This is a genomic window from Comamonas sp. w2-DMI (assembly GCF_040187735.1).
Lineage (GTDB): Bacteria > Pseudomonadota > Gammaproteobacteria > Burkholderiales > Burkholderiaceae_C > Comamonas > Comamonas terrae.
The window spans coordinates 93,681-117,211 of record NZ_JBANEL010000011.1 but is presented as its reverse complement, the minus strand read 5'-3'; the positions used below and the strand labels follow the sequence as shown (position 1 = coordinate 117,211).

The following is a 23,531-nucleotide window of genomic DNA, read 5'->3' as shown; positions in this document are numbered from 1 at the left end:
TCGCCAGACAAGGCTATGCTGCCGGCATGCAATGCATCCTCCCTTTCCCCACGGCTGGCAGCCATGGCAACGGCACCGGCTGGCCGCTGTTCAGCACGGCCGACACGCGGCGCCTGGAGCATGAACTGGCGGCCGCGCTGCCGCCCCACACCCTGATGCAGCGCGCCGGCTTGGCCGTTGCCAGGCTGGCCATGGCGCTGGCTCCGCATGCACGCACCGTCTGGATCGCCTGCGGCCCCGGCAATAACGGGGGCGACGGCCTGGAAGCGGCAGCCCGGCTTGCCCGGCTTTTGCCGTTTGCCCGCATCATGGTGAGCTGCACGGCCGCACGCGATGCAATGCCTGCCGACGCCCAGGCATCCTGGGACAGGGCAAGGCAAGCGCGGGTCCAGTGGGTCGACGCGGCCGGAAGACATGGACGGGCAGGACCTGTGCATCGATGCGCTGCTGGGCATAGGCCTGAGAGCCGGCAGGCACGGCAAAGGCGCAAGTACCGCCCCCTGCGCCCGGCTGATGGCGCTGCTGCGCCAGACCCAGGCCGGAAGCAGCCCGGTTTTATGCATAGATGTTGCCTCGGGCCTGGATGCCGAGACCGGGCAGTATGCGGCAGGCATGGTTCCCGAGCTGTCTACAGGTGCCTTATGCATGCCCCGCAACACCTTGAGCCTGCTGACCCTGCAGCCCGGCCTGTTCACCGGCCAGGGACGCGATGCCTGCGGGCAGATCTGGTGGGACGACCTGGGCGCCGGGCTTTGCAATGATGACGGGGAAAAAATCCCGGCGCTGCCCGAACCTCCGCAGCCCATGGCCTGGCTCGGCAGCGCGCCCCACCCCCAGGCCATGGCAGGGCGGCATGCCAGCCACAAGGGCAGTTTTGGCGATGTGGCCGTCGTCGGCGGCGAAGGCCTGGCGCAGCGCGGCCTGTCCATGACCGGCGCCGCCTGGCTGGCCGCACTGGCGGCACTGCATGGCGGCGCGGGCCGCGTCATGCTCGCCCTGCTGGATGCATCGCCGCCTCAAGGCATTGCCCCCTGGCCGGAAATCATGCTGCGCCAGCCGCAGGCCCAGGACTGGAAGCAGGCCACGGTGGTCTGCGGCTGCGGCGGTGGCCTTGCCGTCCGCAAGTGGCTGCCGGCCATTCTGGAGCAGGCGCCGCGCCTAGTGCTGGACGCGGACGGACTCAATGCCGTTGCAGCCGACGCCTCGCTGCAGCAATTGCTCGCCCGCCGCGCCAGCTGCGGCCTGAGCACCGTGCTGACCCCGCACCCGCTAGAAGCGGCGCGCCTGCTGCAAACCGGCACCGCCCAGGTGCAGGCCAGCCGGATCGAGGCCGCCGCACGGCTGGCCGAACAGTTGCAATGCACGGTGGTGCTCAAGGGCTCGGGCAGCGTGATCGCCTGCCCTGCCAGCTTCGCGCTCGATGCCAGGACCTGCTGGGTCAATCCCACAGGCAATGCACGGCTGGCCACCGGAGGCACCGGCGACGTGCTGGCCGGCCTGCTGGGAGCCACCTGGGCACGGATGGCCGCGCAGGGCGCAGCCTCGCCGGCGCAGCCTTCACTCCGCCTGGGAACGCAGGCCGCCCTGGAAGCCGTCTACCGCCACGGGCAGGCCGCAGACCTCTGGCCACCCTCGCTGCCGTTCAGCGCCGGCGCACTGGCCCGGCATTTCGGAGCCTGCCGCGCTGCATGAACCCAAGCCCTGCCCGATTGCACGGCCAGGGCCTTGTAGATACTGCTCCCCCGCGTCCGCAGCACTTATGCTTGCCATCAAGCCTTGCGCTTGGCTGATCTGGCAGGTTTGGCCTTGGCCGCCTTGCCGGATGCGCCTTCTGCCGCTGAAGCATTTGCCGGCCTGGCTCGCTTGGCAGCGGCAGGCTTGGCCGCGCTAGCGGACCTGGAATCGGGCTCGGCGGCGGGCGCAGAAGCGGGGCCGGGCAACAGCAGGGCCGGCACGGACCTGCTTCGCGCGGACTTCTTGCCTTTCGCAGCAGGCCCGCCCTGCACTTCCGGAACAGCGTCGTGCTGCACCGGCTTGGCAGGCGCGCGCTCCTGCGCATATTCCGCTTCGAGCGCCGCCAGATTGATGCCCTGCAGCATGGCTTTCTTGGCGGCCTTGCGGCCTTGTTTGCTGGATGCGGACTTAGCTGGCGCAGCTGCCTGTGTCGCTGTCGCGGCATTGCGCTGCGCACGGTCGGCCTTGGCATCGCGGCGGCTCCATTTGTCCTGGCGCGAACCCTCCTCGCGGCCATCGCGGCGGCCGCGCGCATCGTCGCGCTGGCCCTTGCCCTGGCGGGCGGGCGCCAGCACGCCGTCCTCGCTGTCGCGCACCAGGCGGAAGTCGATGCGGCGCCCGTCCAGGTCCACGCGGCTGACCTGCACACGCACGCGCGCACCAATGCCATAGCGTATGCCCGAGCGCTCGCCGCGCAGCTCCTGGCGCGCCTCGTCGAAACGGAAGTAGTCGCCGCCCAGCTCGGTGATGTGCACCAGGCCTTCGACATACATGGCGTCCAGCGTCACGAAGATGCCGAAGGTCGTGACCGAAGAGACGGTGCCCGCAAATTCCTCGCCCAGGTGCTCGCGCATGTATTTGCACTTGAGCCAGGCCTCGACATCGCGGCTGGCCTCGTCAGCCCGGCGCTCGTTGGCGCTGCAATGCAGGCCGGCGGCCTCCCAGGCCTGCATTTCCTTGGCCGGTGCACGCTTGCGCGGCTTCTGCCGGGGCTCCACCACGCGCGTGGACAGGCGCTTGACCAGCTTGGCCTCGGCCTCGCCCGGCGTGGGCAGCGCAGGCAGCTTGTAATGGGTTCCCTGCAGCTCGGCCTTGATGACGCGGTGCACCAGCAGGTCCGGATAGCGGCGGATGGGGCTGGTGAAGTGGGTATAGGCCTCGAATGCCAACCCGAAGTGGCCCGAGTTATCGGGCGTGTAAAAGGCCTGCATCATGGAGCGCAGCAGCATGGTGTGGATCTGCTGCGCATCCGGCCTGTCCTTGGTCGCATTGGCGATGGCCTGGAATTCGCGGGTCGAGGGGTTTTCGCTGATGGTCATGGCCACGCCCATGGCCTTCAGGTAATTGCGCAGGATCTCCTGCTTTTCCAGCGAAGGCTTGTCGTGCACGCGGAACAGGCCCAGCTGCCCGCCCTGCTCGATGAAATCGGCGCTGCAGACGTTGGCGGCCAGCATGGCCTCCTCGATCAGCTTGTGCGCTTCGGTGCGCGTGCGCGGCACGATTTTCTCGATGCGGCCGTTGTCGTCGCAGACGATCTGCGTCTCGGTGGTCTCGAAGTCCACGGCGCCACGCTCCTCGCGCGACTTGAGCAGGGCCTGGTAGACGCCATACAGGTTCAGCAGGTCCTGCACGCGCTCGCTGCGCCTGGCGGCTTCGGGCCCGCGCGTGTTGGCCAGGATGGCCGCCACCTCGGTATAGGTGAAGCGCGCATGGCTGTGCATGACCGCCGGATAGAACTGGTAGGCATGGATTTCGCCTTTGGCCGTGATCAGCATGTCGCAGACCATGCACAGGCGGTCCACGTCGGGGTTGAGCGAGCACAGGCCGTTACTGAGCTTTTCCGGCAGCATGGGAATCACGCGGCGCGGGAAATAGACGCTGGTGGCGCGGTCGTAGGCATCGACATCGATGGCGCTGCCCGTGGTCACATAGTGGCTCACGTCGGCAATGGCCACCAGCAGGCGCCAGCCCTTGCTGCGCCCCACCTTGGCAGGTTCGCAGTACACGGCATCGTCGAAGTCGCGCGCATCCTCGCCGTCGATGGTGACCAGCGGGATGTCGGTCAGGTCGATGCGGTGGCGGCGGTCGGCAGCTCGCACCTTTTCCGGCAAGGCCTTGGCCTGGGCCAGGCATTCGTCGGAAAAGATGTGGGGCACGCCATACTTGCGCACGGCGATCTCGATCTCCATGCCGGGATCGTCGACCTCGCCGAGGACTTCGGTGATGCGCCCCACGGGCTGGCCGAACAGAGCCGGAGCCTCCGTCAGTTCCACTACCACGACCTGGCCGACCTTGGCCGATCCCGTGGCGTTGGACGGGATCAGAATGTCCTGGCCATAGCGTTTGTCTTCGGGTGCCACAAGCCACACGCCGCTTTCCTGCAGGAAACGGCCGATGATGGGTTGGTCGGGGCGCTCCACGATCTCGACCACGCGACCCTCGGGGCGTCCGCGATGGTCATAGCGGGCCACCCGCACCTGAACCTTGTCCTTGTGCAGCACGGCGCGCATTTCATTGGGAGGGAGATAGATGTCGCGCTCACCATCATCGCGGATCACAAAACCGTGTCCGTCGCGGTGGCCCTGCACAGTGCCCAAAATTTCTTCATTCATGTCGGCAACTTTTGCGCGAGGGTTCATTTTTTTGATATACAATCTGAGTCTTTCCTGAGATGCCCAGGTGGCGGAATTGGTAGACGCACTAGTTTCAGGTACTAGCGGGTAACTCCGTGGAGGTTCGAGTCCTCTCCTGGGCACCAAGTTTAACGACAACCCTGCAAGGGTTTAGGAAAACTTGAAAAAACATTCGATTCTGAAGAATGTTTTGAAAAGTCCGGCTTGAAAGCTCGGACCTGCATCTCAAGAAAATTTAGAAGATTGGATTCGAGCTGCAAAAATATGCACTACAATCCAAAGCTTCTCTGAAAGCCCAGGTGGCGGAATTGGTAGACGCACTAGTTTCAGGTACTAGCGGGTAACTCCGTGGAGGTTCGAGTCCTCTCCTGGGCACCAAACATAAAGGGCCGTTGCGCAAGCAACGGCCTTTTTCGTTACGCTCTCCGCAAAGCCGGCAAACCCACAGACCAGCCACCCTTCGGCAAAAGACCGCCACGCCGCGGCATCGGCGTGGCACCCTGGAGTGGAATGCTGCGCATACTCATTAAGAAAAAGTGCCCAGGCACTCTCCTGCTCCGCCACTTCGCCCGACTCCAGCCAACGCAGCCACACCAGCCTCCAGGCAATACGGCAATCCAGGCACTGCTGCCACGAAAAAATCCGGTTTTCCACGAAAGAGCTCCCAAGGCCGTTGTATAATTTCTGGATACGCTGAAATGCCCAGGTGGCGGAATTGGTAGACGCACTAGTTTCAGGTACTAGCGGGTAACTCCGTGGAGGTTCGAGTCCTCTCCTGGGCACCAAACACAAAAGGCCGTTGCGCAAGCAACGGCCTTTTTCGTTGGCACCTGCCTGCCCAGGCGCCCCCTTCGGACGCCGGAATGTCCCACGCCCAGGAATGTGCAGACCGGCAAGCCCACACCCTCCACGCCGCACCAGACAGCGCCGCGAAATTCATGCAAAAATTTGCGCAAACTCGCCTGAGCAGCCAAAAGCCCGCTATATAATTTGCACATACGCTGAAATGCCCAGGTGGCGGAATTGGTAGACGCACTAGTTTCAGGTACTAGCGGGTAACTCCGTGGAGGTTCGAGTCCTCTCCTGGGCACCAAACACAAAAGGCCGTTGCGCAAGCAACGGCCTTTTTCGTTGGCACAGCGGCAAAAACGGACCCAGAAAAAGCCGCTCGCCCATCGGCAAGCGGCATCGGACAATGCACCCGCCTTACGGGCGCCCAAGGCACTAGCGCTTGAGACCCAAGGCCCCCAGCATCTGCTCGGTCTGCTTTTGCATCTGCTCCTGCATTTGCGAGAACATGTTCTGCGACTGCTCCATGTAGCTGCTCATCATGTTCTGCATCATGGGCGGCTGCATGCGCATGAACTGGTTCCAGGCCTCGGGCGAGGCGTTGTGCGACTGCTCGGCCAGCTTGTTCTGGAAATCGGTGAACAGCTGCACGTTCTTCTCGATGTACGACCCCATGTAGCCCTGCATGGCATGGCCGTAGAAACGGATGATGTTGGCCAGCACGGCCTCGGAGAACATGGGCGCGCCGCCGGCCTCCTCTTCCAGAATGATCTGCAGCAGGATGGAGCGCGTGAGGTCCTCACCGGTCTTGGCATCCTTGATCACCACGGGCTCGCTGTCCATCACCATCTGCTTGACTTCGGCCAGGGTGATATAGGACGAGGTATCCGTGTCGTACAGGCGCCGGTTCGGATACTTCTTGATCACACGCTGCGAGCTCTGGGATTCGGCCCCCTGATTTTTTTCCACCATCGCACGCTCCTCCTTCGGATGGACATTGCCGGTATTGCGCTGCAACAGATTTTAGGCAGTGCATGCCTGTCGATTGCGAGCAGTAACCCTGACCGGTCATACCGCAGGCGCAAAAGCCTGCGCTATGCAAACAAAAGCAGCTGGCGCATGCTGCACCATCATTTCACGCGGAAATGACAGCAAACTCAAGCCATACCCGGCGCCAAAAGCTATGAATTGATGAGCTTTCGGTCGGTGCACTCTGTTTGCGGACAAAAAAAATCCCGCCAGCAGCGGGATTCTTTGCTTCACCTGCATGCAGGCAAAACCATGTGTGGTAGGCGCGATTGGACTCGAACCAACGACCCCCACCATGTCAAGGTGGTGCTCTAACCAGCTGAGCTACGCGCCTGTCGTTGAAGCTGAAATTATAGCAGCAGACAAAGCCAGCTTTGGCCAAGCCGCGCAATTTTTTCCTCTCCCGATCCTGGCGCTGGCCGACCGGCAAGCCACGGCCCCCAGCCCATCCAGCAATCGCAGCGGCATGCCCGCGGCTGCGGGACAATAGGCCGCTACCTTCATCCCGACAAAAGAACCAATACATGCCTCTGTACCAAGCAGGAATACTTGCACCGCTGCCACCCGTGGGGCGCTATGTTTTCTTTTCCCTCGCCGGCCGCGACGCCGATGCCATCCGCACCGCACTCCAGCGCCTCCAGCCCCTGGTGGACGGCAACAATGCCGTGGTGGGCATGGGCCCGCAACTGGCTGCCGCCCTGGACAGTCCCCTGCCTTTTCTGCGTGAATTCCCGTCCCTGCAAGGCCCTCAGTTCCAGGCCCCCTGCACTCCCACGGCACTGTGCCTGTGGCTGCGTGGCACGGACCGCGGCGAGCTGCTGGCACTCACGCGCCGCCTGGCACTGGCACTGCAGCCGGCCTTTGCCCTGCAGCATTCGGTGGACGCCTTTGTGCACCGCTGCGGCGACAACGGCCTGGGCCGCGACCTCACCGGCTACGAGGACGGCTCCGAGAATCCCACGGGCGATGCCGCCGCACTGGCAGCCCTGGGCCGGGCCCAGGGCGATGGCCTGGATGGCGGCAGCTGCTGGGCCTTGCAGCAATGGGAGCATGATTTCACGGCCTTCCAGGCCATGCCTTCTCAAGCACAGGACCATGCGATCGGCCGCCGACTCAGCGACAACGAGGAGCTTGAGGACGCTCCCGCATCCGCCCACGTCAAGCGCACGGCACAGGAGAGCTTCGAACCCGAGGCCTTCGTCATGCGCCGCTCCATGCCCTGGTGGTCCGCCAGCCCGCAAGGCGCCGACCGCGCGGGCCTGATGTTCTCGGCCTTCGGCTGCAGCTTCGATGCCTTCGAAGCGCAGATGCGCCGCATGCTGGGCATGGACGACGGCATCAGCGACGCACTGTTCGGCTTTTCCAGACCTTTGAGCGGCTGCTATCTGTGGTGCCCGCCCATGCGCGACGGCCGGCTGGACCTGTGCCGGCTGGGCATAGGCCGCTGATACCCGTGCGCCCGGCACTGCGGCCGGGCTTTCTCATATTCCGCCGGCCGGCTTTGCCAAGCCTTCCCGGCCCCACTGCAGATAGGCGGCGAATTCCGGCTCGGGCACCATGGAGCCGCCCGTGGCCCAGACCAGGTGGGTAGCCTGCGCCAGCTGCTGCGGCGTCAATGCAAGACGCGCGAGGTAGGCGCTGTCGCGCAGCACATGCAGCATGCCCGGCATGCCCGCCACGGCGGAAGGCTCCAGCTTCAGGCCTTCCAGCTGGTGCGCCAGCGCCAGAAAGCGAAACAGCGCACTGTCGTCCACGGTGAAATAGCCATCGATGAGCCGCTGCATGGCCTTGCCGACAAAGCCCGAGGGCCGGCCGACAGCCAGCCCGTCTGCCGCCGTGCGGTTGTCGATGCCGAAGTCCTGAACGCACACCTCTTCGTGCAGGCCGGTATAGACGCCCAGCAGCATGCACGGCGAATGCGTGGGCTCGGCAAAAATGCAGTGCACGGCATCGCCGAACAACAGCTTCAGGCCGAAGGCGACACCGCCGGGCCCACCGCCCACGCCGCAGGGCAGGTAGACGAACAGCGGATGCGCGGCATCGACGGCAATACCCTCGCGCTCGAACTGCCGGGCAAGGCGCAGCGCCGCCACCGCATAGCCCAGGAACAGCTGGGGCGAATTCTCATCATCCACGAAATGGCACAGCGCATCGCCCGCAGCCTGCTCGCGCCCGCGTGCGACGGCCGTGCTGTAGTCCGAGGCATATTCCACCACTCTTACGCCGTGGGCGCGCAGCCTATCCTTCTTCCAGGGCCTTGCATCGGCCGACATATGCACCGTAGCCTGAAAGCCCAGCTGCGCTGCCATGATGCCGATGGACAGGCCCAGGTTGCCCGTGGAGCCCACCGCAATCCGATAGCGCCCGAAGAATTCACGCGCCCGGGCACTGGCCAGCTTCTCGTAGCTGTCGCCCGGCTGCAGCAGGCCCTGCGCCAGCGCCAGGTCCTCCGCATGCTTGAGCACCTCGTGGATGCCGCCGCGCGCCTTGATGGAGCCCGAGACCGGTAGTTCGCTGTCCTTCTTGATCCACAGCCGGCCCGGCAGCGGCAGGCCCGCATCGGCCGCCAGCCGCTGCTGCAGCTTATCCAGCGGCGCGATCGCGGACTCCAGGATGCCGCCGGCCTGCGCCGTCTCGGGAAAGACCGCCGCCATATACGGCCCGAAACGCTGCAGCCGCTCGCCGGCATGCGACACGTCCGCAGCATCCAGCCCCACATCGCCCAAGGCCTGCGCAGCCGGAGCCACGGCCGGGTTGAACCATGCCGTCTCGCGCAGCGCGATCAGGTCCCCGACCAGCGGATGGCTGGCAATCCAGGCGGACAGCGGTTTTCCATGAATCAAGGTATGGGACATAGGCAGGCGATAAAAGGGCAGGAACCCGGCATGCCGCCAGGCCGACAAGCCATTCTAGGATGCGACCCGCCCTCCCCGCGGATGCGCTCCAGCGCATGCCACAAAAGCAAAAAAGGCCTGCAGTTCATGCAGGCCTTTTGCGGTGCAAGCCCTGGTCTGGCTTGCAGAATTTGGTAGGCGCGATTGGACTCGAACCAACGACCCCCACCATGTCAAGGTGGTGCTCTAACCAGCTGAGCTACGCGCCTGTGTTTGTTCGAGAACGCGATTCTAGCACGGTTTTCAGGCTTCCCCAAAAAGCCGCGGCCTTCCTAGCGCCGGCGCGCCGAGCGAACGCCGGCCACGCCCGCCACGATGCCCAGCACCTTGTTGAGGCGGCCCGAATCGGAAACTTCCACGGTGAACGTCATCCACGCCGTGCCCTTGACGGACTGGGTCTGCACACCGATCACGTTGGTCTTCTCGCGCGCGAAGACTTCGGAGATGTCGCGCAGCAGGCCTTGGCGGTCCGTGGCCTCCACGGCCACGTCCACGGGATAGACGGGCAGGCTTTTCTCCGAGGTCTTGGGCAGCCCCCAGTCCACGTCGATCACGCGCTCGGGATTGCGCGCGCACATCTCGCGGAAGTTCGAGCAGTCGGCCCGGTGTACGCTCACGCCTTTGCCGCGCGTGACAAAGCCGCGGATATCGTCGGGCGGCGCAGGCTTGCAGCATTTGGCCAGCTGGGTCATCAGCGAATCGACACCGACCACCAGCACCCCGCCCTTGGGCGTGTCCGTCCCGCGGGCCTTGCGCACCAGCGTGAGTTCATCGGGCTCGGGCTCCTCTTCGCTGGGCCGCAGCACGGCCTCGATATTGCGCAGCGAATACTCGTCCTTGCCGACCACCTCGAACAGCGCATCGGCGGACTTGAAGCCCAGCTGCACGGCCAGCTCCTCGAGCTTGACGGCCGTCTTGCCTTCGCGCTGCAGCAGCTTTTCCACGGCCTCGCGACCGCGCGACACGGTCTCGTGGGTGGCCTGGGCATTGAACCACGCGCGCACCTTGGCGCGTGCGCGATTGCTGACCAGATAGCCCAGATCGGCATTGAGCCAGTCGCGCGAGGGCCGGTCCTCCTTGGCCGCGGTGATTTCCACGGTCTGGCCGTTTTCCAGCGGCGTGTTCAGCGGCACCATGGCGCCATCGACGCGCGCGCCGCGGCAGCGGTGGCCCAGGCTGGTGTGCACCGAGTAGGCAAAGTCCACGGGCGTGGCACCTTGCGGCAGCTCGATCACCGCGGCATCGGGCGTGAGCACGTAGATGCGGTCCTCGAACAGGCCGCGATGGTTGGTGGCCGCCAGATCGCTGCCCCAGGCCAGCAGCTGGCGCAGCACGGCGATCTTGGCGTCGTACTCGCTGGCCGCCGTCACGCCCGCATAGCCCTTGGTGCCGGCTTCCTTGTAGGCCCAGTGCGCGGCCACGCCATGCTCGGCATGGTCGTGCATGGCCTGGGTGCGGATCTGAATCTCTATGGTGCGCCCCGTCTCGTCGCGCACCACGGTATGCAGCGACTGGTAGCCATTGGGCTTGGGCTTGGCGATGTAGTCGTCGAACTCGGCTTCCAGCGGCGTGAACTGCTCGTGCACCCAGGACAGGGCCGCGTAGCAGTCCTTGATGGTCGGCACGATCACGCGCATGGCGCGGATGTCGAACAGCTGGTCGAAATTCAGCGACTTGCCGCGCATCTTCTTGACGATGCTGTAGATATGCTTGGGCCGGCCCTGCACCGTGGCGCTGATGCTGTGCGCACGCAGATCGGCCTCGAGCCGGGCGCGCATCTGCTCCATGTAGGCTTCGCGCTCGACGCGCTTTTCGTCGAGCAGCCGCGCGACCTCGCGGTAGGTGTCGGGCTCCAGGAAGCGGAAGGACAGGTCCTCCAGCTCCCACTTGATCTGCCAGATGCCCAGGCGGTTGGCCAGCGGCGCAAACACGTTGAGCGCCTCGCGCGCGATGCCCGGCGACACCGGCCGCTTGGCCGCCGCGTAGTAGCGCAGCGTCTGCAGCCGCGAAGCCAGGCGCAGCAGCACCACGCGCAGATCGCGCGAGAAGCCCAGCAGCATCTTGCGCACGTTCTCGGTCTGCGTGGCCTCGTCGTCCACATGCTGATGGCCCGCGCCGCGGGCATGCTGGCCACGCGCCTGCTGCTGCACGCGCATGAGCTTGACGGTTTCCATGGCCAGCGTGGCGAAGTTCTCGCCAAAGGCCTTGGTGATGACTTCCTGCGGGCGGTTCAGATGCACGCTGGCATGCACCAGATAGGTGGCGGCCTGCATGGTCTCGGAGCCGCCGATCTTCTTGAGGATGGCCGCCACGGCATCGGCATGGGCCAGAGCGTTCTCCCCGGTCTCCATGACCTCGGAGGCAATCAGGGGTTCGGCAAAGGCGCGCGCGCGCGCCAGCGCATTGACCTGCTCCGGCAGGGTGTGCGCGGTGGCCAGGATCAGCTGCGGCGTGGGTTCGACGATCCGCGGCGCTGAATGGGACGACGCCTCGGCTGCAGGCACCGTATCGTTGGTTTTCATGCAGCGTTCCTAAGTGTCAGATTGCGCCTGTTGGGCAAGACTCATGGTATCCGGCAAGCGCTCATCCCCTTGTAAAAACTTTCGCACCAGGGCCACCTGGCCCGGCACCACCAAGGTCGGCGCATGGCCCACCCCTTCCAGCTGCGTGCAATGCGCCTGCGGCCCCCGCTGCGCCATGGCGCGCGCCGTGGCAGGCGAGAGCAGGTCGGACTCGGCGCCGCGGATCAGCAGCACCCGGGCCGCGATCCGGTCGTAGAACTGCCACAGCACGGCCTCGCCGGCCGCGGCCGACTCGGGCGTCATGCGCGCCATCGGCACGGCAATGCGCGGATCGTAGTGCAGCACCACTCCGCCTTGCGGCGAAGGCTTGACCATGGCCCGCGTCAGCTGCAGCCACTGCCCATCGCTATGTGGGCCGAATCCGGCCGATATCAAGCGCAGCGCGGCAGCGGCCTGCTTCAGGTTGGGAAACTGCAAGCTTTTGCCCAGGTACTGGCCGATGCGCTCCAGCGCCTTCCATTCGATGGCCGGCCCCACATCGTTGAGCACCAGGCGCCGGACGGGAACCGGCAGGGAGAGGCCGGCCTGGCCGGCCCCCGGTCCTGCCGCCATGGCGGCAATGCCCATGCCGATCAGGCCGCCCATGCTCGTGCCCACCCAGTCCAGCGTGCGGATGGGCGCCTGCGCATGGAGCTGCGCGAGCAGCGCCAGCATGTCGGCCGCATAGAGCGGCACCTGGTAGCCCAGGGGATCCTGCAGCCAGTCGCTCTCGCCACGGCCGACCACATCGGGGCAGATCACGCGCGCGAAACGGCTCAGTTCGGCCGCCAGCGCATCGAAGTCGCGCCCCTGGCGCGAAAGCCCGTGCACGCAGACGATGACATGGGGATGACCGGCATCGCCGGTGTTGTTCCATTCCCAATAGGCCATGCGGTGCACGCCCTCTGGCAACTGGCCGGTTTCGGCATGGCGGCGCGCATCCGCCCATGCGGGGGCGGCAGCGCTGGCGCCGGGACAGGATACGTAATTCAGCTTAGGTTGATTCATGGAGCACGCATTCACGAAACCGGCGCCGATAATGGCTGTGTTGCATCGTAATTCATTCGGAGACCCTGTATGTCCATGTTGAAAGGCAAAACCGCCCTCGTGACCGGATCGACCAGCGGAATTGGCCTCGGTATCGCCACTGCACTGGCCCGCCAGGGCGCCAATATCGTGCTCAACGGCTTCGGCGACGTGGAAACGCCGCGCGCCCAGGTGCTCAAGGCCGGCAAGGCTGCCGGCGCCCAGGTGGCCTACCATGGCGCAGACATGAGCCGCGCGGCCGATATCGAGGACATGATCGAATACGCGCAGCGCAACTTCGGCCAGGTCGACATCCTCGTCAACAACGCCGGCATCCAGCATGTGGCCCGCGTCGAGGAATTCCCGCCCGAGCGCTGGGACGCCATCATCGCCATCAACCTCACCAGTGCCTTCCACACCACGCGCCTGGTGCTGCCTGCCATGCAGAAGTCCAACTGGGGCCGCATCATCAACGTGGCCTCGGTGCACGGCCTGGTGGCCTCGGCGCAGAAGTCCGCCTATGTGGCAGCCAAGCACGGCATCGTGGGCCTGACCAAGGTCACCGCGCTGGAAAATGCCACCACGGGCATCACCTGCAACGCCATTTGCCCGGGCTGGGTGCTGACGCCGCTGGTGCAAAAGCAGGTCGATGCCAAGGCCGAGGCCCAGGGCATCTCCAACGAGGAGGCCACCAAGCAGCTTCTGGGCGAAAAGGAGCCCTCGCTGCAGTTCACCACGCCCGAGGAGCTGGGCGAACTGGCCGTGTTCTTCTGCTCGCCCGCGGCCGGCAATGTGCGGGGCGTGGCCTGGAACATGGACGGCGGCTGGGCCGCGCAGTGACTTCGCTATCAAACAAGAAGCAGCCTGCGCCTGAATAGAAAAGAATCCAAGGCGATTTCGCATCAAACCCATGAAAAAAGGAGCGCCATGCGCTCCTTTTTTCATGGGCGCATGCGACGTTCAGCGCATCTGCACCGAACCCGAGACATGGACCACGACCTGGGCCTTGCCGGCTTCCACGGGCATGGCATCCATCTCGGCGCCGCCGGCCTTGGCCGCCATGGCCATCATGCGCGGACGCGGCAGGGGCATGGCGCTGTTGCTGCTGTTGACGCTGACCTCGCGCAGGCTGTAACCCGCAAAGCCGAAGCTCTTGGCCAGCGTGGAAGCGCGCTGCTTGAACTGCTCGATGGCCTTGGCCTGGGCTTCGCCCTCGACCTTCTCGCGCGCCTCGCGCGACAGGCCGAAGCCGATGTTGGCCAGCGGCATGTCCTGCACCTGGGCCGCCGTCTGCGTGATGCGTGCAAAGTCCCGGCCCTGCAGCACGATCTCGGCACGGCCCTGCCAGCCGTCGATCTTGTTGTCCTTGCCGTAGCGCGGATAGATGCCGAAGCTGCCGGTGCTCACATCCATCTGGCCGGGCTGGGCACTGCGCCGGGCCACGGCCAGCGCGGCTTCCACCACCTTCTGCAGCTGCGATTGCACCGCGGTCGCATCGCGGCCGTCACGCGTGGCCGCCAGCGTGGCGACCAGCAGGTCCTGCACCACGTCCACCGAGCCTTCGGCCGACAGCTGCACCACGTTCATGGGCTGCGCCGCCGCACCGTCGCCCCCCCTGGGCCCAGGCGCCGCCGGCGCAGGCCAGCGCGGTCGCCGCAATCATGGAACGGCTCCAGGAACGGGACAGCTGTTTCGAGATTTTGCTCATGCATCACCTTTGCAATGAAAGGAATCCGAGGGATACAGCCGCATGCCGTCCTTTCGCTTCGGCACGCCGCCCGGCGGAGCGCAGAAGACCTGCCCAGCCGCCACTTATTGATCACAATGATGCAACAATAATTGCATCAATCAGGCAAAACAAGAGTCAATAAATCTAAAGAAACATTTTTCGTCCTAAATTCAAACGCAAAATATGTAACACAAGGCAAAACAAGGCGGTTTTCGACTGACTTTTCCGGCCAAGCTGGTAACAATGGCCGCTGTTACAAATCACGAACCGAGGATTGTTCATGGCAACGACAAACAACCGTACCGACAAGATCCTGGTGGTGGATGACGATGCTCGTATCCGCGACCTGCTACGCCGCTACCTGACGCAGGAAGGCTTCGAGATCATGATTGCCGAAGACGGCAAGGCCCTGAACCGCATCCTGCTGCGCGAGACGGTGGACCTGATCGTGCTGGACCTGATGATGCCCGGCGAGGACGGCCTCTCGATCTGCCGCCGCCTGCGCTCGGCCAATGACCGCACCCCCATCATCATGCTCACCGCCAAGGGCGAGGACGTGGACCGCATCGTGGGCCTGGAAGTCGGCGCCGACGACTACCTGGGCAAGCCCTTCAACCCGCGCGAACTGCTGGCGCGCATCCACGCCGTGCTGCGCCGCCGCCCGCCGCAGGAAGCGCCGGGCGCGCCTTCGGGCGACAACGAGGTCGTGACCTTCGGCCCCTTCACCTTCGACCTGGGCACGCGCGTGCTGCAAAAGAACGGCGAGGAACTGCCGCTGACCACCGGCGAATTCGCCATGCTCAAGGCCCTGGTGCGCCACCCGCGCCAGCCGCTGTCGCGCGAAAAGCTGGCCCTGCTGGCACGCGGCCGCGAGTTCGAGCCCTTTGACCGCAGCCTGGACGTGCAGGTCTCGCGCCTGCGCAAGCTCATCGAGGAAGATGCGGCCGCGCCGCGCTACATCCAGACAGTCTGGGGCGTGGGCTATGTGTTCGTGCCCGATGGCGTGAACTGACCGGCCCCATGCACGCACGGCCATGCTGTCGTGCAGCCATTGGCCTTCACCGCAGTAGCACATTCATTGCTCGGGAAATGTCATCTTTTCATGACAAAGCCAGACCAAACGCGGTATGGTGCCGACCTTGCCCGGACCGCGGGCCGGGAGGCGGCCGCCAGGCCGCGGCTGTGGCCTGTTTGTCACGGCAAAGACAACCCGTAACTTCGGGCGGCAGCGCATGGCGTAGGCTTGGTGCCCACCATGACACCGCCCGAGAGAAATTGAAGCGACCACTCATTTTCAGCGACAGCCGCTCGTCCCTGCTCCCACCGCTATTTGCACATTGCTGCTCATGAGTGTCTTTTCCGCCACGCCCGCCGACGCCACCAGCCCCGTGCCATTGGAGTACGAGCGGCGCCTGACCGCGCGCTCGCCCCTGGGGCTGAATCTTTTCTGGCGCACGTTCTGCCTGCTGGCCCTGTTGCTGGTGGGCAGCATCCTGGCATGGCTGCAGACACTGCGCGCGCTGGATTTCGAACCGCGCACGCTGCACACGGCGCAGCAGATCGCCTCGCTGGTCAACCTGAGCCGGGCGGCCCTGGTGCACTCGGATGCAATCAACCGCGTCTCGCTGATCAAGACCATGGCCGACCAGGAAGGCGTGCGCATCCTGCCGCGCGAGCCCGGCGACAGCTTCGAGCTGCTGGACCAGAACACGCTGGGCAAGCGGCTGACCGAGGAACTCACGCGCCGCCTGGGCTACGGCACCATCGTGGCGCGCAGCGTCAACGGCGAACCGGGACTGTGGGTGGGCTTCACCATCAATGGCGACCGCAACTGGCTGCTCATGGACCGCTCGCGTTTCACGCCGGCCAGCGGGCGCACCTGGCTGATCTGGCTGGTCACGGCCGGGCTGCTGTCGCTGATCGGCGCCGCGGCCATCGCGCGGCTGATCAACCGGCCGCTCAAGCAGCTGTCGTTCGCGGCCAACCGCGTGCGCGACGGCGACTTCGACGCCAGCCAGCTCGACGAGGAAGCCGTGACCAGCGAGATCCGCGAAGTCAACATCGGCTTCAACCGCATGGCCCAGAAACTGGCCAAGCTGGAGCAGGACCGCGCGGTCATGCTGGCCGGCATCTCGCACGACCTGCGCACGCCGCTGGCGCGCCTGCGCCTGGAAACCGAAATGAGCGTGGACGACGAAGTCGCGCGCGAGCACATGGTGGCCGACATCGTGCAGCTGGATGCAACCATCGACAAATTCCTCGACTACGCGCGCCCCGACCATGTGACACTGAGCCCCGTGGACCTGCATGCCGTGGTCTCTTCCTGCGTCTATGCCGTGCAGGACCATCGCGAGCTGCAGATTTCCATGGCCGTGCCCGAAGGCATGTACGTGCTGGCCGACGAGGTGGAACTGGCCCGCGTGATCTCCAACCTGTTCGAGAACGCGCGCCGGTATGGCAAGACGCCCGACACCGAATCGACCTATGTGGACGTGACCGTCAAGGAAAACGGCAGCTGGCTCGTGGTGCGCATCCGCGACCACGGCACGGGCGTTCCGCCCGAACAGCTGGCCAGCCTGACCCAGCCGTTCTTCCGCGGCGACTCGGCGCGCACGGCAGCGGCCGGTGCCGGCCTGGGCCTGTCCATCGTCGACAAGACGGTCCAGCGCATGGGCGGCGTTTTTGCACTGTCCAACTCCTCCTCGGGCGGCTTGGTCGCTCACATCCAGCTGCAGCGCGCCATGGGTGTGACCGAAGGCGCCGCACCCGAGCAGCGCCTGCAGCGCCCCCAGATCAAGCGCCACTTGCGCCAGCGCAATGCGGACGCGGAGGATTGATGCAGCGGCAATCGAAAGTCCTGCCGGCTCGAGTCCCTCCCCCTTCCGGACTGAGGCCCATCGACCCGCTACCTGGCGGATATCGCAGCCGGCCCTTGCGCTTCTTTCACCCCGCCCGACGCCCATGATGCTTTTTTAGGCATTGCAGGCAAACCTCCAGCCGGTGCGGGTTTGCGCGGTTACCCGGGCAGTTGTCCACAAGAGAATCCCCACAATCCGGGGACAAAGGCAAGCGCCCCCACGCCGGCTCGCCGCATGGGGAAGCGTCCGGGCTGCACAATAGCGTCCATATGCCCAGAATCAAACCGCCCAGCAAGGAAGAATCCGCGCTGCTGCCCTCTTATGCAGGCCTGCCCGACAGCGCCATACACGTGCCGCAGACCGAGGCCGATTTCGCGCTGGCGCGCCAGCGCCTGCTGTCGGCGACGGTCCTGGGCTTCGATACCGAGAGCAAGCCGCTGTTTCACAGCAGCCAGACCGATACCGGCCCGCATGTGGTGCAGCTGGCCACGGAGCAGGAAGCCTGGCTGTTGCAGCTGCACCATCCGCAAGCCGTGGAACTGGCCCGCGAGGTGCTGGCCCACGCAGGCATCTGCAAGGCGGGCTTCGGCCTGGACAACGACAGGCATGCGCTGCCGCGCAAGCTGGGCGTGGAACTGAACAACATCCTGGACCTGGACCGCGTCTTCAAGCGCCATGGCTATGGGGCCTCGGTCGGCGTGCGGGCGGCCGTGGCGCTGGTGCTGGGGCAGAACTTCCGCAAGTCCAAGAAGACCAGCACCTCGAACTGGGCCGTGCGCGAGCTCAGCGAAGCGCAACGCCGCTATGCGGCCCATGATGCACACGCGGCAGCGCGGGTGCAGGCTGCGCTGGCCGGATGGGAACACCGGCAGCCCCCCGTGCCGGCACCAGGCAGGCGCCCACGCCCGGGCCCGCAGGCACAGCCCCAGGCCTGAGGGCCGTCGCACGGCGCTTTCGCCCGGTGCCCTGTTCAGGCAAAGGCCTGCAGATGGATGCGGTCGCGCCCGGCCTGCTTGGCCGCATAGGACAGCACATCGGCCTCGTGCAGCGAGGAGCGCAGCGACTGCCTTGTCTGCACCGCGGCAATGCCGAAGCTCATGGTGATGCGCATGTCGGTCGGCAGCATGGCCAGCGGCATGGCACGCAGCTGCTCCCGGATGCGCTGCACCACCTTCTCCGCCTCCGGCAACTGCACGCGGCCCAGCAGCAGCACGAATTCCTCGCCGCCAAAGCGCGCCACCAGGTCCTGCTCCCTGACCTGCTGCATCAGCAACTCGGACACGGCCTGCAGCACCTGGTCGCCGCAGGCATGGCCGCAACGGTCATTCACGCGCTTGAAGTGGTCGATATCCCCGACCACGGCCACCCAGGGTCCGCTGCGTCCGTTGCCCAGCAGTGCATCGGCGGCCTCCTCGAAGCCGCGGCGGTTGAGCAGGCGTGTCAGGGGATCGCGGTTGCGCTCGTCGCGCATGCTCATGTAGACGGTGCGCATGGAGCAGGCCAGCAGCAGCACGGAAAACCAGATGGCAAACAGCAGGCTGCCAGCCAGCATGGCAAGCCAGTAGCCCGAGTGCGTCAGCACGATCGGCCCATGCGCGGGCACCAGCAAGGCCGCAGTAGCGGCCCTGAGCACATGGTAGGCCGCCAGTCCCAGAAACGACCAGTGCAGCAGGCGCTCCAGCCGGTCGGCAGGCAGCCGGGCCCGCCACAGGCGGCGCGCGGGCAGCAGCAGCAAGGCGCCAACGCCCAGGTTGAGCCATTGCATGCGCGCCCACAAGTCGTCATGCATCCGCGAGTGGTAGTAAAGCCCGGCCAGCGTCGCCGCCGAGATCACCGCCCCGGCCTGCCAGGAGATGGACCCGATACCGGCCCGCAGCGCCATGCCCTGGGCCAGGCACCAGAGCCCGGCCAGGTACAGCACGGCGGTGAACAGCGACCACTGGCTCAGCTGCGCATTGCTCATCAGGCTTTGCAGCCCCATGGCCAGTGAAGGCAGCACATAGCCTGCAGCCACCCACAGCAGAAAGCGCGCGGACCTGCTGCGGCGCTGCACCCACCAGCAGGCGACCAGCACCATGCCCAGCGCAATCACCCCGGCCGGCGCGGTCAACGAGAAATATTGATGGGCATTCACGTTCACGATTCGCTCTGGCAAAACCCGGTCAGGGCGCTCAAGGACAGGGCCGCTGCACGCCGTTGCATGCATGGCCACCGGCTCGTTTCAAAGTGTATCAGCGGATTCTGCGCGGCATAAGCACATAGCGAATCCGTTGTTTCCCCTTCCCGCGGCCGCCACCCATAATGGCCGCTCGCACCGGGTCCCAGAGCCCATTCCCCGATTCTTTCCGTGAATAAAAGGTTGCAGATGCATATCGAGACATTGGCCGTACATGCCGGCTACTCCCCTGACCCCACGACCAAGGCCGTGGCCGTGCCCATCTACCAGACGGTGGCCTATGCCTTCGACAGCGCCCAGCACGGCGCCGACCTGTTCGACCTCAAGGTGCCGGGCAACATCTACTCGCGCATCATGAACCCCACGAACGACGTGCTCGAAAAGCGCGTGGCGGCACTGGAAGGCGGCATCGCCGCCGTGGCCGTGGCTTCGGGCATGGCGGCCATCACCTATGCCATCCAGGCGATTGCCGAGGCCGGCGACAACATCGTCTCGGCCAGCACGCTCTACGGCGGCACCTACAACCTGTTCGCCCACACCTTCCCGCAGCAGGGCATCACGGTGCGCTTCGCCGATCCGCGCGATCCGGCCAGCTTTGCCAGTCTCATCGACGACAGGACCAAGGCGGTGTTCGTCGAATCCATCGGCAACCCGCTGGGCAATGTGACCGACATCGCCGCGCTGGCAAAGGTGGCCCATGACCACGGCGTGCCGCTGATCGTGGACAACACCGTGCCCAGCCCCTACCTGCTGCGCCCCATCGAGCATGGCGCCGACATCGTGGTGCATGCACTGACCAAATACCTGGGCGGCCACGGCAACAGCATCGGCGGCGCCATCGTGGACAGCGGCAAATTCCCCTGGGCCCGGCACAAGGCGCGCTTCAGGCGCCTGAACGAGCCCGATGTGAGCTACCACGGCGTGGTCTATACCGAAGCCCTGGGCGAGGCCGCCTACATCGGCCGCGTGCGCGTGGTGCCGCTGCGCAACACGGGTGCGGCCCTCTCGCCACACAACGCCTTCCTGATCCTGCAGGGCATCGAGACGCTGGCGCTGCGCATGGACCGTATCTGCGAGAACACGCAGAAGATCGCCGAAACGCTGCAAAGCCACCCCAAGGTGGAATGGGTGCGCTACGCAGGCCTGAAGGACCACCCCGACCATGCGCTCGTGCAGCGCCAGCTGGGCGGCCGGGCATCGGGCATTCTGTCGTTCAGCCTCAAGGCGGCCGACGGCGATGCGCGCGCGGCCGGTGCGCGTTTCCTCGACGCGCTGCAGCTGTTCACCCGCCTGGTGAACATCGGCGATGCCAAGTCGCTGGCCACGCACCCGGCCTCGACCACGCACCGCCAGCTGGATGCGGCCGAGCTGGCCAAGGCCGGCGTCAGCGAAGGCATGGTGCGCCTGTCCATCGGCATCGAGCACATTGACGACCTGCTGGAAGACCTGAACCAGGCCCTGGCCGCGGTTTGAAGCATTTAGGGCTGCAGCGCTTTTCCATAAAGCGCTGGCAGCTCTTTATTCAGTAGCACCGGGAGCGGGCAAGGCTGTCAGCCCGCATCGCGTGCCAGCCGCAGCCCCGTCATCTGCCAGCGGGCAGCGGCGGGAAAAAAGTTGCGGTAGCTCGCCCGCGCATGGCCCGGGGGCGTCAGGCAGGAGCCGCCGCGCAGCACGTACTGGTTGACCATGAACTTGCCGTTGTATTCGCCCACGGCGCCCTCGGCCACGCGAAAGCCCGGGTAGGCCGCATAGGATGACTGGGTCCATTCCCAGACCTGCCCGAGCTGCATCCCGCCCGCCTCCTGCGCCATGGGCCAGGGATGCAAGCGCACCCGGTCACTCTCCTGCGGGCCCTCAACCCCCTCTTCTTCGGCCAGCGGCCAGTGCGGTGCCATCGCGGCCTCCCATTCGGCCTCGGTGGGCAGGCGCGCACCGGCCCAGCGCGCATAGGCATCGGCCTCGTAATAGGACAGATGGGCCACGGGCCGCGCCGGATGGAGCGGCAGGGCGCCATGCAGGCTGAACTCCTGCCAGCCAGCCTCCGCCGCCCCCGTGCTGCGCCAGTACCAGGGATGGAGCAGCTGCTGCGCCTCGCGCCAGTCCCAGCCTTCTGCCAGCCACCACTGCGGCTGCCCGTAGCCGCCGCTGCGCACAAACGCCAGGAACTCGGCGTTGCTCACCGGCCGGCTCGCAATCTCGGCCGCCTGCAGAAACACCGCATGCCGCGGCAGCTCGTTGTCGAACGCAAAGCCCTGCCCCGCATGGCCTGTCTCGTGCAGGCCGCGCTGCACCGGCAGCCAGTGCAGCGCCGGCACGGCATCGTCCTGGGCATCACCGGGACCACCGGGCGGCACGGGGTCCGGCATATAGGCGGGCCATAGCGGATGGCAGGACAGCAGATGCTTGATGTCGGTCAGCAGCAGTTCCTGGTGCTGCTGTTCGTGCTGCAGGCCCAGCTCCACCAGATCGCCGATGGCGCGGCAGGCCTCGGGCCCCTTTCTCGTGCCGCGCACCATGCTTTCCAGCAGCGCCAGCATGCGCTCGTCCACCGCATCGCGGTAGTCCTGCACCTGCTGCAGCGAAGGCCGCGTGAGCAGGCCGCGCCGTGCGCGCGGATGGCGCTCGCCCACCTGCTGGTAGTAGGAGTTGAACAGCATGCGGAACGACGGATCGAACGCCTCGTATCCGGGCACATGCGCGGCCAGCACGAAGGTCTCGAAGAACCAGGTGGTGTGGGCCAGGTGCCATTTGGCCGGACTGGCATCGGGCATGGACTGCACGCAGGCGTCCTCGGCCGACAGCGGCTCGGCCAGCCGCTGTGTCCGGGCGCGCACGCGCAGGTAGCGCCCGGCCAGGGCCTGCAGCGCATGCGGCTCAGGCATGGGCGTGAATGACGGCAAACCAGTTCCGTGCATCGGTCCAGACGCGCTTGCGGCCGAAGCCGGCACGCGACAGCATGCCGAGAAACGTGCCCAGCGGGTATTTGTAGCTGTTTTCGGTGTGGATGGTCTCGCCCTCGGCGAACTGGCGCAGCCCCTGCGGCCAGCCCACGATCACCGGCCGCAGCGCACGCAAATGCATTTCCACACGTGAATGCACGGCGTCGAAGCGCGCCTCGTGCGCCCAGTCCTGCAGGTCGAAGTCGCTGCCCAGCACGTGGTTGACATGCCGCAGCACATTGCGGTTGAAGGCGGCCGTCACGCCCTGGGCATCGTCGTAGGCGGCGATCAGCACCTCCCGGGGCTTGGGCAGGTCTATGCCGATGAGCAGCGCGCCGTCGTCGCCCAGCAGGCTGCGCATATGGGCCAGCATGTGCTGGGCCTGATCGGGGTCGAAGTTGCCGATGGAGGAGCCCGGGTAGAACAGCAGGCGTCCGGCGCGCGGCACGTCGGCCGGCAGGGCCCATTCCTGCGTGAAATCCGCGGCCACGGCGCGCGCGGCCATGGGCGAGAACTCCTGCTGCAGCCGCTGCACGGCCCGGGACAGGAAACCGGCCGCGATGTCCACGCCCACGAACTGCCGTGGCGCGAGGCTGCGGCACAGGCGACGCACCTTCTCGCAATTGCCGGCGCCCAGCTCGATCAGCACCTGGCACGGGCCCATGGCCTCGGCCATGGCCTGCTCGTAGCGCGCCATGATGGCGTCCTCGGTTCGCGTCGGGTAGTACTCGGGCAGGCGCGTGATCTGCTCGAACAGCGCGCAGCCGCGCTCGTCGTAGAAGAACTTGGGAGAAATCTGCGCCGCGGGCTGCATCAGGCCCTGGCGCAATTCGCGCTGCAACTCCTGCTGCAGCTGGTGCTGCGGGGGCTGCGCGGGTTCGCGGGCACGGGCGCTGCTGCGCAGCGCGAAACGCCCCGTGGGCAAGGGCAGGGGCAATCGCCCGGCTCTGGAAAACTGCTCCGCCCGCATCGACATACCGTCCATGGCCTGGTCTCCTTGCAAGCCGATCGCCGGCCTCGGCCTGGCGTGCGGCATGGATGCATTCTGTCGCCGTGCACGGGGGCGCGGCTGCCGGCCCCTGCCGCCGCGGCTGCAGCGGCAGGCCCGAGCGCCAGACTAAGGCCATGCTCCGGCGGCCGGCGTAGGAGTGCTTCCTGGATTC

General features: G+C 65.9%; 15 protein-coding genes, 6 tRNA genes and 2 pseudogenes. 11 read left to right on the top strand and 12 right to left on the bottom strand.

The features are described from left to right. Positions 1–26: 26 nt before the first annotated feature. Positions 27–1,692 (top strand): annotated as a pseudogene (locus V8Z74_RS13505) (NAD(P)H-hydrate dehydratase). A 77-nt stretch (positions 1,693–1,769) separates the two neighbouring features. Here the strand turns inward: V8Z74_RS13505 and rnr are convergent. Then, positions 1,770–4,373 (bottom strand): ribonuclease R, encoded by a 2,604-nt coding sequence (gene rnr, locus V8Z74_RS13500; RefSeq protein WP_349709613.1) that lies wholly within the window; start codon positions 4,371–4,373, stop codon positions 1,770–1,772. A 34-nt stretch (positions 4,374–4,407) separates the two neighbouring features. Between rnr and V8Z74_RS13495 the strand changes: the two genes are divergently transcribed. The 4 genes from V8Z74_RS13495 to V8Z74_RS13480 all read left to right on the top strand — a co-directional run bounded on the left by V8Z74_RS13495 (position 4,408) and on the right by V8Z74_RS13480 (position 5,460). Further along, positions 4,408–4,492 (top strand) — tRNA-Leu (locus tag V8Z74_RS13495). Positions 4,493–4,660: 168 nt separating this feature from the next. After that, positions 4,661–4,745, top strand: a tRNA-Leu gene (locus V8Z74_RS13490). A gap of 322 nt (positions 4,746–5,067) precedes the next feature. Then, a tRNA-Leu gene (locus V8Z74_RS13485) sits at positions 5,068–5,152 on the top strand. A 223-nt stretch (positions 5,153–5,375) separates the two neighbouring features. After that, a tRNA-Leu gene (locus tag V8Z74_RS13480) sits at positions 5,376–5,460 on the top strand. Between the two features lie 131 nt (positions 5,461–5,591). Here the strand turns inward: V8Z74_RS13480 and phaR are convergent. From phaR to V8Z74_RS13465, 3 genes are all read right to left on the bottom strand, one after another. Further along, entirely contained in the window at positions 5,592–6,128 is a 537-nt protein-coding gene (gene phaR, locus V8Z74_RS13475) for a polyhydroxyalkanoate synthesis repressor PhaR (RefSeq protein ID WP_349709612.1), read from the bottom strand. Between the two features lie 96 nt (positions 6,129–6,224). Beyond that, positions 6,225–6,425 (bottom strand): hypothetical protein, encoded by a 201-nt coding sequence (locus tag V8Z74_RS13470; RefSeq protein ID WP_349709611.1) that lies wholly within the window; start codon positions 6,423–6,425, stop codon positions 6,225–6,227. 17 nt (positions 6,426–6,442) lie between these two features. Further along, positions 6,443–6,519, bottom strand: a tRNA-Val gene (locus V8Z74_RS13465). 190 nt (positions 6,520–6,709) lie between these two features. Here V8Z74_RS13465 and V8Z74_RS13460 point away from each other — a divergent pair. Next, positions 6,710–7,633, top strand: a complete 924-nt coding sequence (locus V8Z74_RS13460) for a Dyp-type peroxidase (protein ID WP_349709610.1) — start codon at positions 6,710–6,712, stop codon at positions 7,631–7,633. 33 nt (positions 7,634–7,666) lie between these two features. Here V8Z74_RS13460 and dsdA read toward each other — a convergent pair whose 3' ends face one another. From dsdA to V8Z74_RS13440, 4 genes are all read right to left on the bottom strand, one after another. Next, positions 7,667–9,040 carry a D-serine ammonia-lyase gene (gene dsdA, locus V8Z74_RS13455; protein WP_349709609.1) on the bottom strand — a complete coding sequence of 458 codons (1,374 nt, stop codon included), beginning with the start codon at positions 9,038–9,040 and terminating at the stop codon, positions 7,667–7,669. Between the two features lie 171 nt (positions 9,041–9,211). Beyond that, positions 9,212–9,288 (bottom strand) — tRNA-Val (locus tag V8Z74_RS13450). 63 nt (positions 9,289–9,351) lie between these two features. Next, a complete protein-coding gene (locus V8Z74_RS13445; protein WP_066483571.1) occupies positions 9,352–11,601 on the bottom strand; it encodes a RelA/SpoT family protein in 2,250 nt (749 codons plus the stop codon). A 9-nt stretch (positions 11,602–11,610) separates the two neighbouring features. After that, positions 11,611–12,648 carry an alpha/beta fold hydrolase gene (locus V8Z74_RS13440; RefSeq protein WP_349709608.1) on the bottom strand — a complete coding sequence of 346 codons (1,038 nt, stop codon included), beginning with the start codon at positions 12,646–12,648 and terminating at the stop codon, positions 11,611–11,613. 75 nt (positions 12,649–12,723) lie between these two features. Between V8Z74_RS13440 and V8Z74_RS13435 the strand changes: the two genes are divergently transcribed. Further along, a complete protein-coding gene (locus V8Z74_RS13435) occupies positions 12,724–13,506 on the top strand; it encodes a 3-hydroxybutyrate dehydrogenase (RefSeq protein WP_066483617.1) in 783 nt (260 codons plus the stop codon). A 120-nt stretch (positions 13,507–13,626) separates the two neighbouring features. On the opposite strand, the pseudogene V8Z74_RS13430 reads toward V8Z74_RS13435, so the two are convergent. Continuing rightward, positions 13,627–14,374, bottom strand: a pseudogene (locus V8Z74_RS13430) (SIMPL domain-containing protein). Between the two features lie 301 nt (positions 14,375–14,675). Between V8Z74_RS13430 and ompR the strand changes: the two are divergent. The 3 genes from ompR to V8Z74_RS13415 all read left to right on the top strand — a co-directional run bounded on the left by ompR (position 14,676) and on the right by V8Z74_RS13415 (position 18,188). Next, positions 14,676–15,407, top strand: a complete 732-nt coding sequence (gene ompR, locus V8Z74_RS13425; RefSeq protein ID WP_066483619.1) for an osmolarity response regulator transcription factor OmpR — start codon at positions 14,676–14,678, stop codon at positions 15,405–15,407. 334 nt (positions 15,408–15,741) lie between these two features. Further along, entirely contained in the window at positions 15,742–17,232 is a 1,491-nt protein-coding gene (locus V8Z74_RS13420) for an ATP-binding protein (RefSeq protein WP_066483575.1), read from the top strand. A 290-nt stretch (positions 17,233–17,522) separates the two neighbouring features. Continuing rightward, positions 17,523–18,188: a 3'-5' exonuclease gene (locus tag V8Z74_RS13415; protein ID WP_349709607.1), complete on the top strand. Its 666-nt coding sequence runs from the start codon at positions 17,523–17,525 to the stop codon at positions 18,186–18,188. Positions 18,189–18,223: 35 nt separating this feature from the next. Here the strand turns inward: V8Z74_RS13415 and V8Z74_RS13410 are convergent, their stop codons facing one another. Continuing rightward, positions 18,224–19,387, bottom strand: coding sequence for a diguanylate cyclase (locus tag V8Z74_RS13410; protein ID WP_349709606.1), 1,164 nt, complete (start codon positions 19,385–19,387; stop codon positions 18,224–18,226). Positions 19,388–19,618: 231 nt separating this feature from the next. Here V8Z74_RS13410 and V8Z74_RS13405 point away from each other — a divergent pair, with 231 nt between their 5' ends. Beyond that, on the top strand, positions 19,619–20,902 hold the full coding sequence (locus V8Z74_RS13405; protein WP_349709637.1) for an O-acetylhomoserine aminocarboxypropyltransferase/cysteine synthase family protein: 1,284 nt from the start codon (positions 19,619–19,621) through the stop codon (positions 20,900–20,902). A gap of 77 nt (positions 20,903–20,979) precedes the next feature. On the opposite strand, the gene egtB is transcribed toward V8Z74_RS13405, so the two are convergent. Then, on the bottom strand, positions 20,980–22,311 hold the full coding sequence (gene egtB / locus V8Z74_RS13400; RefSeq protein ID WP_349709605.1) for an ergothioneine biosynthesis protein EgtB: 1,332 nt from the start codon (positions 22,309–22,311) through the stop codon (positions 20,980–20,982). Continuing rightward, positions 22,304–23,182, bottom strand: a complete 879-nt coding sequence (egtD, locus tag V8Z74_RS13395) for an L-histidine N(alpha)-methyltransferase (RefSeq protein ID WP_349709636.1) — start codon at positions 23,180–23,182, stop codon at positions 22,304–22,306. The genes egtB and egtD overlap by 8 nt, the downstream gene beginning before the upstream one ends. Positions 23,183–23,531: the final 349 nt, after the last annotated feature.